The 11310-nt window shown below is 72.1% G+C and carries 14 protein-coding genes; 9 read left to right on the forward strand and 5 right to left on the reverse strand.

Annotation, left to right across the window (positions count from 1 at the left end):
• Positions 1-5 precede the first annotated feature (5 nt).
• The 3 genes from leuD to VT52_RS02920 all read left to right on the forward strand — a co-directional run bounded on the left by leuD (position 6) and on the right by VT52_RS02920 (position 1891).
• Positions 6-599: a 3-isopropylmalate dehydratase small subunit gene (leuD, locus tag VT52_RS02910; RefSeq protein ID WP_046427372.1), complete on the forward strand. Its 594-nt coding sequence runs from the start codon at positions 6-8 to the stop codon at positions 597-599.
• A 277-nt stretch (positions 600-876) separates the two neighbouring features.
• The gene (locus VT52_RS02915) at positions 877-1107 is read left to right on the forward strand and encodes an SCO5555 family protein (protein WP_046427370.1); all 231 of its coding nucleotides are present in this window, start codon (positions 877-879) and stop codon (positions 1105-1107) included.
• 136 nt (positions 1108-1243) lie between these two features.
• Positions 1244-1891, forward strand: coding sequence for an HU family DNA-binding protein (locus tag VT52_RS02920; protein ID WP_046427368.1), 648 nt, complete (start codon positions 1244-1246; stop codon positions 1889-1891).
• 73 nt (positions 1892-1964) lie between these two features.
• Here the strand turns inward: VT52_RS02920 and VT52_RS02925 are convergent, their stop codons facing one another.
• Both VT52_RS02925 and cofC read right to left on the reverse strand, forming a co-directional pair.
• The gene (locus VT52_RS02925; protein ID WP_046427366.1) at positions 1965-2168 is read right to left on the reverse strand and encodes a hypothetical protein; all 204 of its coding nucleotides are present in this window, start codon (positions 2166-2168) and stop codon (positions 1965-1967) included.
• A gap of 109 nt (positions 2169-2277) precedes the next feature.
• Positions 2278-2916 carry a 2-phospho-L-lactate guanylyltransferase gene (cofC, locus tag VT52_RS02930; protein WP_046427365.1) on the reverse strand — a complete coding sequence of 213 codons (639 nt, stop codon included), beginning with the start codon at positions 2914-2916 and terminating at the stop codon, positions 2278-2280.
• 209 nt (positions 2917-3125) lie between these two features.
• On the opposite strand from cofC, the gene VT52_RS02935 reads away from it, so the two are divergent.
• The 3 genes from VT52_RS02935 to VT52_RS02945 all read left to right on the forward strand — a co-directional run bounded on the left by VT52_RS02935 (position 3126) and on the right by VT52_RS02945 (position 6185).
• Positions 3126-3896 carry a lysophospholipid acyltransferase family protein gene (locus tag VT52_RS02935; protein WP_046427364.1) on the forward strand — a complete coding sequence of 257 codons (771 nt, stop codon included), beginning with the start codon at positions 3126-3128 and terminating at the stop codon, positions 3894-3896.
• Positions 3893-4903 (forward strand): NAD(P)H-dependent glycerol-3-phosphate dehydrogenase, encoded by a 1011-nt coding sequence (locus VT52_RS02940; RefSeq protein WP_046427362.1) that lies wholly within the window; start codon positions 3893-3895, stop codon positions 4901-4903. The genes VT52_RS02935 and VT52_RS02940 overlap by 4 nt, the downstream gene beginning before the upstream one ends.
• Positions 4904-5027: 124 nt before the next feature.
• Positions 5028-6185, forward strand: a complete 1158-nt coding sequence (locus VT52_RS02945) for a D-alanine--D-alanine ligase family protein (RefSeq protein ID WP_046427360.1) — start codon at positions 5028-5030, stop codon at positions 6183-6185.
• Positions 6186-6202: 17 nt separating this feature from the next.
• On the opposite strand, the gene VT52_RS02950 is transcribed toward VT52_RS02945, so the two are convergent.
• Both VT52_RS02950 and VT52_RS02955 read right to left on the reverse strand, forming a co-directional pair.
• On the reverse strand, positions 6203-6733 hold the full coding sequence (locus tag VT52_RS02950) for a DUF3515 domain-containing protein (RefSeq protein ID WP_046427358.1): 531 nt from the start codon (positions 6731-6733) through the stop codon (positions 6203-6205).
• Positions 6734-6753: 20 nt separating this feature from the next.
• A complete protein-coding gene (locus tag VT52_RS02955) occupies positions 6754-6987 on the reverse strand; it encodes an Lrp/AsnC family transcriptional regulator (protein WP_037654619.1) in 234 nt (77 codons plus the stop codon).
• A gap of 254 nt (positions 6988-7241) precedes the next feature.
• Between VT52_RS02955 and VT52_RS02960 the strand changes: the two genes are divergently transcribed.
• On the forward strand, positions 7242-8207 hold the full coding sequence (locus tag VT52_RS02960; protein ID WP_046427356.1) for a thiamine-phosphate kinase: 966 nt from the start codon (positions 7242-7244) through the stop codon (positions 8205-8207).
• A complete protein-coding gene (gene thiD / locus VT52_RS02965) occupies positions 8207-8998 on the forward strand; it encodes a bifunctional hydroxymethylpyrimidine kinase/phosphomethylpyrimidine kinase (protein WP_046427390.1) in 792 nt (263 codons plus the stop codon). Before VT52_RS02960 ends, thiD begins: the two co-directional genes overlap by 1 nt.
• A 134-nt stretch (positions 8999-9132) precedes the next feature.
• Here the strand turns inward: thiD and rpmB are convergent, their stop codons facing one another.
• On the reverse strand, positions 9133-9318 hold the full coding sequence (gene rpmB / locus VT52_RS02970; protein WP_003993230.1) for a 50S ribosomal protein L28: 186 nt from the start codon (positions 9316-9318) through the stop codon (positions 9133-9135).
• A gap of 256 nt (positions 9319-9574) precedes the next feature.
• Between rpmB and VT52_RS02975 the strand changes: the two genes are divergently transcribed.
• A complete protein-coding gene (locus tag VT52_RS02975; RefSeq protein ID WP_046427353.1) occupies positions 9575-11263 on the forward strand; it encodes a DAK2 domain-containing protein in 1689 nt (562 codons plus the stop codon).
• The last annotated feature ends 47 nt before the right edge of the window (positions 11264-11310 follow it).

Raw genomic sequence — 11310 nt, forward strand, 5'->3', positions numbered from 1 at the left:
GAACGATGGAAGCCTTCACCACCCACACCGGCCGGGCCGTCCCGCTGCGCCGCGGCAACGTCGACACCGACCAGATCATCCCCGCCCACTGGCTCAAGAAGGTGACCCGGGACGGGTTCGAGGACGGGCTCTTCGAGGCCTGGCGCAAGGACCCCGACTTCATCCTCAACCGTCCCGAGCGGCAGGGCGCCACCGTGCTGGTCGCCGGACCCGACTTCGGCACCGGCTCCTCCCGCGAGCACGCCGTCTGGGCGCTCCAGAACTACGGCTTCAAGACCGTGATCTCGGCCCGCTTCGCGGATATCTTCCGTGGTAACTCGCTGAAGAACGGCCTGCTCACCGTGGTTCTGGAGCAGAAGGTCGTGGACGCGCTGTGGGAGCTGACCGAGGCCGACCCGACCGCCGAGATCACGGTGGACCTCGAAGCGCGCGAGGTGCGCGCCGAGGGCGTCACCGCCTCCTTCGAGCTGGACGAGAACTCCCGCTGGCGGCTGCTGAACGGCCTGGACGACATCTCCATCACCCTCCGGAACGAGGCCGACATCGCCGCGTACGAGCAGCGGCGGCCCGCCTACAAGCCGCAGACCCTCCGGGACTGACCCGGTAGCCTGTCCCGGCCCTCTCCGAGGGTCGGGTTTCGGCCACCCAACCAACCCTTCTGTACCCCCGATCGCCCCGATCGGGGGTACAGGCATGTCCGGGCCCTCAGGGACCCCCCTGGCGCCGGGGCCCCTCTCAACTTCCCATGTTATGAAGGGCGTTGGAAGGGTACTTGAGGCAGAGGATCGCGTCTTCCGCAAGGGCCTGGAAGGCCATTTGTGGCGGGAGTTGCCCCCTGGGCAGGCGACAACTCGCCCCAGATGGCACAATCTGTGCATGGAACACGACGGCCAACTCCAGCTCTATGCGGCGGTCGCGAACCAACTCAAGGAAGCGCACGCAAGAGTGCGCGCACTGCAAGTCCCGGAGGGCGTACGGATGGCGCTGACCCGGAAGCTGCTGGTCATTACGGCCGCGGCCAAGCACGATCTCGCCGGTGCGGCAAGGCGGCTTGAGCGGTTCACCGCGGACCTCGACGAGGGTCGGATCCCCGATGAGGACCGCTGAACGGCCCGAGCCCGCCGAGTCCGTTGCGGCACAAGGGTGATAAGCCCGTTTCGTGTTTGATTTGCGGTATATATCTGCCTAACGTGCGAAAAAGCTTGAACACATTCGTTCTGGCGATGTCTCCGAAGGGGAAGACGTGAACAAGGCGCAGCTCGTAGAAGCGATTGCCGAGAAGGTTGGCGGCCGCCAGCAGGCGGCGGAAGCCGTCGATCATGTTCTGGACGCCATCGTCCGCGCGGTCGTCGCGGGCGAGCGGGTCTCGGTCACCGGTTTCGGGTCCTTCGAGAAGGTGGACCGCCCCGCGCGGTACGCCCGTAACCCCCAGACGGGCGAGCGGGTTCGGGTCAAGAAGACCTCCGTTCCCCGCTTCCGCGCCGGTCAGGGCTTCAAGGACCTGGTGAGCGGGTCGAAGAAGCTCCCGCGCGGCGGCGAGGTCTCCGTGAAGAAGGCGCCCAAGGGCAGCCTGACCGGGGGCGCCGCGGCGACGGTGAAGAAGGCCGCCGCGAAGAAGACCGCCAAGGCGGCCGCGAAGAAGACCACCGCCAAGAAGACCGCGGCGAAGAAGACCACGGCGACCGCGGCGAAGAAGACCACCGCGAAGAAGGCGACCGCCAAGAAGACCACGGCGAAGAAGGCCACGGCGACCGCGGCGAAGAAGACCACCGCCAAGAAGGCCACGGCGAAGAAGGCCCCCGCGAAGAAGGTCACCGCGAAGAAGGCCCCGGCCAAGAAGTCGACGGCCCGCAAGACCACCGCGAAGAAGGCCACCGCGCGCAAGGCGTAAGTCATCGACCAGGGCACTCACGCGCCGGGCCGGACTCCCAGGGGAGTCCGGCCCGCGGCGTGTGTAAGGGGAGTTACAGGGTCTGGAGCGTTACGAGGGTGATCCGCAGGGTGCCTTCCGCCCCCTCCGTCTCGATCCGCACCCGCTGTCCGGGCCGCAGCAGCCGCAGGCCGCCCCTGTCGAACGCCGCGGCGTCGAAGGGCACGGGGGTGCCGTCGTCGAGGAGCACCTGCCCGCTCCGGGTGTCGCTGTCGTACGTGTACGCGGTGGCCTGCATGGGTTCAGATTAGTGCCCGGCGGCCGTCGGTCCGAAGGACGCGGGCGGCACCCGGTTCCCACGGGCGGGCGGGGGACCCGGGACCCGGCCCCGCCTCGCCCCGGCCGGATCAGGACCCGGGCGCCGGGAGGCCGGCGCACGCGGCGGTCGTGTACGGCCCGACCCCCAGTGCCAGCGCCGCCCGCAAGTCGTCCCCCGTGTCCACGTCCTGCCGCACCGAATCCACACCGCCGAGCAGAAGTTCCTCCGCGCCGGACGCCCGATGCCGCACCCGGGACCCGGGTCCGAAGCCCGGCCGCAATTCCCGGCCCGCCCCCGCCGCCAGCAATGTCGTACCGACCCCCGCCGCATCCGCGAGAAAGGCCCTGGGGAATTCCGCGGCAGCGCACAGCACCCGCTCCAGTTCCTCCGCCCGCAACGCCGGCAGATCGGCGTTCAGCGCGGCCACGGCGGCCCGCGGGCGTATCAGCCGCACCGCCTCCGCCCCGTGCGCCAGCGCCGCGTTCAGGCCCCGTGCCGGGGCGTCCGGGACGATCCGCGCGCCCAGCGCGGACAGCTCGCGCCCGGCACGTCGATCGTCCGTGACGACCACCACACCGACGACCCCCGGGCAGGCGAGGCCCGCGGCCACCGTGTCCTGGGCGAACGCCAGGACCAGCCCGGGGCGCACCCCGTCCGCCGCGGTGTCCGCGAGTCTGCTCTTGGCCCGGGACAGGGGCTTCAGGGGGATGACCAACGTCCACTGCACCGGCGTACCGCCCCTCTCTCGTCGCGATCATTGTCACCCGGGGCCGAAGAGGCGGGGCGCGCGGGCAGGCGCGCGGAGCCCCTCACGAGGGCGGGGGCGAGGCGTGTCGGGCGTACGGTGTTCTCGACAGACCGGCGCTCCGGGGCGACACTTGTGCGGCCCCCGCCGGGGTCAGTTCCCCGTGGGTCCCCCTAGAGGAAGGTGTCCTTGTGCCCCGCCGCAGAATCGGCTTCTGGTACCGCTTCGCCGCGGTGATCTGCAAACCGCCGCTGGTGGTTCTGATCAAGCGGGACTGGCGTGGAATGGAGCACATTCCGGCCGAGGGTGGATTTATCACCGTGGTGAACCACAATTCCCATGTGGACCCCTTCGCGTACGCGCACTATCAGTACAACACCGGACGGGTTCCGCGATTCCTGGCGAAGAGCGGTCTTTTCAGGAAGGGAATCGTGGGCGCCGCGATGCGCGGCACCGGACAGATTCCCGTCTACCGCGAGTCCACGGACGCGCTGAGCGCCTTCCGTGCCGCGATCGACGCCGTGGAGCGCGGTGAGTGCGTCGCCTTCTACCCCGAGGGCACCCTGACCCGCGACCCCGACGGCTGGCCCATGACCGGCAAGACCGGCGCCGCCCGCGTGGCCCTGCAGACCAGGTGCCCGGTGATCCCGGTCGCCCAGTGGGGCGCCAACGAACTGCTGCCGGCGTACGCGAAGAAGCCGAACATCTTCCCGCGCAAGACCCACCATGTGCTGGCGGGCCCGCCGGTGGACCTGTCGCGCTTCTACGACAAGGAGATGACCCCGGACCTCCAGAAGGAGGCCACCGAGGTCATCATGGCGGCGATCACCCGCCTCCTGGAGGAGATCCGCGGCGAGAAGGCGCCCGAGACCCCGTACGACCCGCGCCGCGAGCGGATCGAGCAGCGGCGCCGTACGCAGGCGCAGAACAAGGACAGGCAGGAAGAGGAGCACAGCAAGTGAGCACGCCCGTGCGGGTGGCCGTCATGGGCACCGGTTCCTGGGGCACCGCCTTCGGCATGGTGCTCGCCGACGCCGGCTGCGACGTGACCCTGTGGGCCCGTCGGCCCGAGCTGGCCGAGACGGTCAACTCCACCCGGACCAACCCCGACTACCTGGCCGGTGTGGAGCTCCCGGAGAACCTGCGCGCCACCGCGGACGCCGCCGAGGCGCTGCGCGACGCGGAGTTCACCGTCCTCGCCATCCCCTCCCAGACCCTCCGCCGGAACCTCGCCGAGTGGCTTCCGCTGCTGGCCCCGGACACCGTGCTCGTCTCCCTGATGAAGGGCGTCGAACTCGGCTCCGCGATGCGGATGAGCGAGGTCATCGAGGACGTCGCCAAGGTCGGCCCGGAGCGCGTCGCCGTCGTCACCGGGCCCAACCTGGCCCGCGAGGTCGCCGCCCGGATGCCCGCCGCCGCCGTGGTGGCCTGCGCCGACGAGGCCGTGGCCAGGCGGCTGCAGGCGGCCTGCCACACGCCGTACTTCCGGCCGTACACCGAGACCGACGTGGTCGGCTGCGAGCTGGGCGGCGCGGTGAAGAACGTCATCGGGCTCGCCGTCGGCATCGCGGACGGCATGGGGCTCGGCGACAACGCCAAGGGCTCGCTGATCACCCGGGGCCTCGCGGAGACCGCGCGGCTCGGTGTGGTGCTCGGCGCCGACCCGCTGACCTTCTCCGGTCTCGCGGGCCTCGGCGACCTGGTGGCCACCTGCTCCTCGCCGCTGTCGCGCAACCACACCTTCGGCACGAACCTCGGCAAGGGCATGACCCTGGAGGAGACCATCGCGGTCACCAGGCAGACCGCGGAGGGCGTCAAGTCCTGCGAGTCCGTGCTGGATCTGGCCCGCAGGCACGGCGTCGACATGCCGATCGCCGAGACGGTCGTCGGCATCGTGCACGAGGGCAAGCCGCCGGTCGTCGCGCTCAAGGAGCTGATGTCGCGCAGCGCGAAGTCCGAGCGACGCTGAGCGAGACCCCAGGGCCGCTGCGCGAAAACGTATGGACAGTGTGCGAAATCCGCCCGTTTTTGTGCGTTCCGGGGCGGAGCCGACGCTGTATCCGGGCTCTACCAACGGGTACTCTCAACGCGATATGAGCACCGAGAACCTTCCCCAGAGCCCTGAGCAGCCGTCGCGCAAGCCCCGCGTGGCCGTCGTGTTCGGTGGCCGCAGCTCCGAACACGGGATCTCCGTGGTCACCGCCGGCGCCGTCCTCAAGGCCATCGACCGGACGAAGTACGACGTCCTGCCGATCGGCATCACCCGGGACGGCCGTTGGGCGCTGACGGCCGACGAGCCGGAGCGGATGGCCATCACCGACCGCGCCCTGCCCGCCGTCGAGGACCTGGCGGAGTCGCACGAGGGCGACGTGGTGCTCCCCGTCGCCCCCGCCAACCGCGAGGTCGTCTACAGCGAGCCCGGCTCCGTGCCCAAGGCGCTCGGCGAGGTCGACGTCGTCTTCCCGGTGCTGCACGGTCCCTACGGCGAGGACGGCACCCTCCAGGGCCTGCTGGAGCTGTCCGGAGTGCCGTACGTGGGCGCGGGCGTGCTCGCCTCGGCCGTCGGCCAGGACAAGGAGTACATGAAGCGGGTCTTCACCTCCTTCGGGCTCAAGGTCGGCCCGTACGTCGTGATCCGCCCCCGCGAGTGGCGGCAGGACGAGGCCGCCGCGCGCAAGAAGATCGTGGACTTCGCCGGCGAGCACGGCTGGCCGCTGTTCGTGAAGCCCGCGCGGGCCGGTTCGTCCATCGGCATCACCAAGGTCGACGACCTGTCCGGCCTGGACGAGGCGATCGCCGAGGCGCAGTCCCACGACCCGAAGATCCTCGTCGAGGCGGCGATCACCGGCCGCGAGATCGAGTGCGGTGTCCTGGAGTTCGAGGACGGCCCGCGGGCCTCCCTCCCGGCGGAGATCCCGCCGCCGGACGCCCACGCGTACTACGACTTCGAGGCCAAGTACATCGACTCCACGCCCGGCATCGTCCCGGCGCCGCTCACCGACGAGGAGACCGCCGAGATCAGGCGGCTCGCGGTGGAGGCGTTCGAGGCGGCGTCCTGCGAGGGGCTGGTGCGCGCGGACTTCTTCCTCACCGGGGACGGGGAGTTCGTGATCAACGAGATCAACACGCTGCCCGGGTTCACCCCGATCTCGATGTACCCGCAGATGTGGCAGGCGACCGGGGTCGGCTACCCCGAGCTGATCGACCTGCTGGTCCAGGCCGCGCTGCGCAGGTCCACCGGACTGCGCTGAGGCGGCCGAGCGAGCGGTCAGCCGCGCATGGAGGCCATCCCCGTGGGGATGGCCTTCTTCACGGCCGCGGCCAGGTCCTCGAGCACCTGGGTGCTGTGGTCCGGCCCCGACAGCTTCTTCGGCAGGCTCACCTGCACGTACGCCTTGCGGCCCGCCGTCGTGAAGCGCCAGGTGCCGTCGCCCCGCTTCTCCATCAGCCAGTCCACGCCGTTGACCGCGCCGGCGATCGCGTCGGGGTCCTGGCCCTGGGCCACCTTGGGATCGATCATCTTCGGCGGCCGGACGATCCCGCAGCGCAGTATGATCGCCGGGTTTCCCCAGCCCGCCGTGTAGGCGGACCGGGGCTCGGGGTCGGCCCGGCGCCGCCCGTCCACCTCGGCGGGCAGCACCGCGCGCAGACTCCGGCACAGCGGGGCGGTCTTCGCGTCGGGACGGGGAGCCGCGACCGTGGCGCTGTCTTCCGAGGAGCAGCCCGCGACCGCGAGCAGCAGGACCGGCGCGGACAGGGCGGCGAGCAGGGCGGGGGGCCGGTGACGGAAGAAGTTCACCGGCCAAGCGTAGACGGGGGCTACAGGTGCACGACCGGACAGGTCAGGGTGCGGGTGATGCCGTCCACTTGCTGGACCTTGGCGACCACCATGCGACCGAGTTCGTCGACGGTCTCGGACTGGGCGCGCACGATGACGTCGTACGGGCCCGTGACGTCCTCGGCCTGGATCACTCCAGGGATCTTGCTGATGGTCTCGGCGACGGTCGACGCCTTGCCGACCTCCGTCTGGATCAGGATGTACGCCTGTACCACGGAACCTCCAGGGCGGCCACGAGGATCATGTGGGGAAAAGGAACGCCACGGTATCGCGTCGCCGCTCCCCGCGGGGAGACCTGCGGGGACCGGGCTTGCGCGCCAGGGTGCAGGCACGACGGAAGTTGACGGTCGTCCGGGACCGTATCGGCGGTCGTTTCCGACCGCGTCGGGGTCATCTCGACGGTATCGGGGACACTGATGGGGCGCGAGTCAGCACGGTCAGGCAGAGGCAGAGAAGGGGAGTCAGGGACATGAAGGGCACGGTTGGTGAGCTCGGGGAATTCGGGCTCATCAGGGAGCTCACCTCCCGTCTCACCACCACTCCGGCGGTCCGTATCGGCCCGGGGGACGACGCCGCCGTGGTGGCCGCGCCCGACCGGCGGGTGGTGGCGAGCACCGACGTCCTGCTGGAGGGGCGGCACTTCCGCCGCGACTGGTCCACGGCCTACGACGTGGGACGCAAGGCGGCCGCGCAGAACCTCGCGGACATCGCCGCGATGGGCGCCGTACCGACCGCCCTGCTGCTGGGCCTGGTGGTGCCGGCCGAACTCCCGGTCAGCTGGCCGACCGAGATGATGGACGGGCTGCGCGACGAGTGCCAGGTCGCGGGCGCCGCCGTGGTCGGCGGGGACGTCGTACGGGGCGACACCATCACGGTGTCGATCACCGCGCTCGGCGATCTGCGCAACCAGGAGCCGGTGACCCGGGCGGGCGCCCAGCCCGGCGACCTGGTGGCCGTCACGGGCTGGCTGGGCTGGTCCGCGGCCGGTTACGCGGTGCTCTCCCGCGGCTTCCGCTCGCCGCGCGCCTTCGTGGAGGCCCACCGGCGCCCCGAGCCGCCGTACCACGCGGGTCCGGCCGCCGCCTCGCTCGGCGCGACCGCGATGTGCGACGTGAGCGACGGGCTGATCGCCGACCTCGGCCACATCGCCGAGGCCAGCAAGGTCCGGATCGACATCCGCTCCGGCGCGATCGACGTGCCCACGCAGATGAACGACATCGGGCAGGCCGTCGGCGTGGACCCGCTCCAGTGGGTGCTGACCGGGGGAGAGGACCACGCGATCGTGGCGACCTTCCCGCCGGACACCAAGCTCCCGGCCCGCTGGAAGGTCATCGGGGAGGTCCTCAACCCCTCCGCGCTGCCGCAGGTGACGGTGGACGGGGCGCCCTGGACCAGCAGGGGCGGCTGGGACCACTTCGGGGACATAGAGCCGTGATCCCGCCCCGGGTGCTCACGGTGGCCGGCTCCGACTCCGGCGGCGGCGCCGGGATCCAGGCCGACCTCAAGACGATGCTCGCGCTCGGCGTGCACGGGATGAGCGTGCTCACCGCGGTGACCGCGCAGAACTCCCTCGGCGTGCAGGGCGTGTGGGAACTCCCGGCCGAGGCGGTACGGGCCCAGTACCGCAGCGTCGTGGACGACATCGGCGTCCAGGCCGTGAAGACCGGCATGCTGGGCTCGGCCGAACTGGTCGAGACCGTCGCCGAGTTGATCGCCGGCACGGACGCGCCCGCCGTGGTCGACCCGGTCGGCGTCTCCAAGCACGGCGACGCGCTGCTCGCCGACTCCGCCCTGGAAGCCGTGCGCACCAGGCTGCTCCCGGCGGCCACCGTGGCGACCCCCAACCTGGACGAGGTGCGACAGCTGACCGGAGTCCGCGTCGAGTCGGAGGACGATCTGCGACGGGCCGCGGACGCGGTGCTGGCCCACGGGCCGCGCTGGGTGCTGATCAAGGGCGGGCATCTGGCCGGTGACGCGGTGGACCTCCTGACGGACGGTACCGTGCGGCACGAGCACTGGCTGCGCGCGCCCCGCCACGAAAACCGGCACACCCACGGCACCGGCTGCACGCTCGCCTCCGCCGTCGCCTCCGGGCTGGCGCGGGGCCTCGCCGTCCCGGCGGCGGTCGCCGAGGCCAAGGAGTACGTCACCGGGGCGATCGCGGCGGGGTTCGCGCTGGGCGCCGGCATCGGGCCGGTGGATCACGGGTGGCGGTTCAGGGCCTGAGCCGGCTCTGCGTCCCGCGGGCTCGCTCGTACGGGTCCGGGCCCGTGCCCGGATACGGCAAAAAGCCGGTCCATCCTGAGATGGACCGGCTCAGTGCAGCGAACCGACAAGTGGCCGCGCGCTCAGCTGTAGCGTCAGCGCGAGACCTTGCCGGCCTTGATGCACGAGGTGCAAGCGTTCACGCGCTTCGGCGTCCCGCCCACCACGGTACGCACACGCTGGATGTTCGGGTTCCAGCGGCGGGACGTACGGCGGTGCGAGTGCGAGATGTTGTTGCCGAAGCCCGGCCCCTTGCCGCAGACGTCGCAGTTGGCAGCCACGGGTCACTCCAAAGACTTCAGATGCACTTACGGATAATCCCGGCATGCCGGGATCGAGATCGTGCGATCTGAGATCTGGTTGGCGGTGCCAGGGGGAGAGCCCGATCGGATCGGGCAACCGGAGCAGCATAGCAAGCCTGCGTCGGTAGAGCGAAACTACCATGACCGGGAGGAGGCCCGCCCCCGGCCCGCTTCCGGTGGGCACCGCCCCGGGGTCTACGCTGCGAGCACGTCAAGCCGGCTCAGGGAGGCGCAGGTGGCGCAGGTGCCGCAGACATTCCTCGATGGTCTCGCGGTGCGCACCTGGTGCGGTCTGGCCCTGCGCGCCCTGGGGCGGGCGCGCGAGGAGATCGACGCGATCAACGTCTATCCGGTGGCCGACGGCGACACCGGGACCAACCTCTATCTGACCCTGGAGTCCGCGGCGACGGCCGTGGAGGCCGTGTTCGCCGGATATGAGACGCAGCCCGCCGGTCCCACCCTCGCGGACGCGGTGCGCGCGATGGCCCACGGGGCGCTCATCGGCGCCCGGGGCAACTCCGGCACCATCCTCGCGCAGCTGCTGCGCGGCATGGCCCAGGTCCTCGCGGCGGACGGCGCGGAGCCCCGTTGCGACGGCCCCGCGCTGCGGCTCGCCCTGCGCCGGGCCGCCGACTCCGCCCGGCAGGCGGTGGCGCATCCCGTCGAGGGCACGGTGCTGACGGTCGCCTCGGCCGCCGCCGCCGCGGCCGAGCGCGCGGACGGCGACTGCGGGACGGTCGCCCGAGCCGCCCACGAGGGCGCCCGCGCGGCCCTGGCGGCGACCCCGGCCCAGCTGGACGTCCTGGCGCGGGCAGGGGTGGTCGACGCGGGGGGCAGCGGGCTGGTGGCGGTGCTCGGCGCGCTGGTGGAGGCGTGCACGGGGGAGGCGGCGCGGGACCTGGCGGAGGCGGTGGACGCCGCACCGGACCGGGCGGACCTCCTGCCGCGGGCCCTGCCCGGGACCGGAACCGGGGCCTGTGCCGGCGGGGCCGCCGAGGACGGTGGCCCCGCCTTCGAGGTGATCTACCTGCTGGAGGCCGACGACACCGCCGTGGCCAGGCTGCGCACCCGGCTCGACGCCCTCGGCGACTCCCTGGTCGTCGTCGGCGGCGACGGGCTGTGGAACGTCCATGTGCACGTGGACGACGCGGGCGCCGCCGTGGAGGCGGGCGTGGAGGCCGGGCGCCCGTACCGGATCAGGATCACGCACTTCGGGCTCGGCGACGTGCACACCGGCGGGCCCCGCCCCCCGCGCGAGCGGGCCCAGCGGGCCGTGGTGGCCGTCGTGCCGGGTCAGGGCCTCGCCGAGCTGTACACCGAGGCCGGCGCGACCACCGTGCTCGCGCGGCCCGGGGAGCCACCCGCCAGCGGGGAACTGCTGGCGGCGGTGCGCCGGGCCCACGCGCGCGAGGTCGTGCTGCTGCCCAACGACGCCGAACTGCGCGACACCGCGGCCGCGGCGGCCGAGCAGGCCCGTACCGAGGGGGCCCGGGTGGCGCTGATCCCGACTCGCTCGGCGGTCCAGGGCATCGCGGCGCTCGCGGTGTCCGAGCCGGGGCGCCGGTTCGACGAGGACGTCGTCCAGATGACCTCGGCCGCGGGCGCCACCCGGTACGCGGAGGTCGTCGTCGCCGAGCACCGGTCCTGGACGACGGCCGGGATCTGCCAGGCCGGGGACGTGCTCGGGCTGATCGACGGCGACGTGGCGGTGATCGGGGCGGACGTCACCACCGTCGCCGAGACCGTCCTGGACCGCATGCTCCAGGCCGGCGGCGAACTGGTCACCCTCGTCGTCGGCGACGAGGCGCCCGAGACCGTCGCCGGCCGTCTGGAGACCCGGGTACGGGAGTCCTACCTGGCCGTGGACACGGTGGTGTACCGGGGCGGCCGCCAGGGAGCGCTGCTGCTCATCGGCGTGGAGTGAGCGCGCCGCCCCGGCCCGCCGTGCCGCGCGCCGGGCGGACGGCCCCG

It is taken from the genome of Streptomyces malaysiense (genome assembly GCF_000980885.2).
Lineage (GTDB): Bacteria > Actinomycetota > Actinomycetes > Streptomycetales > Streptomycetaceae > Streptomyces > Streptomyces malaysiense.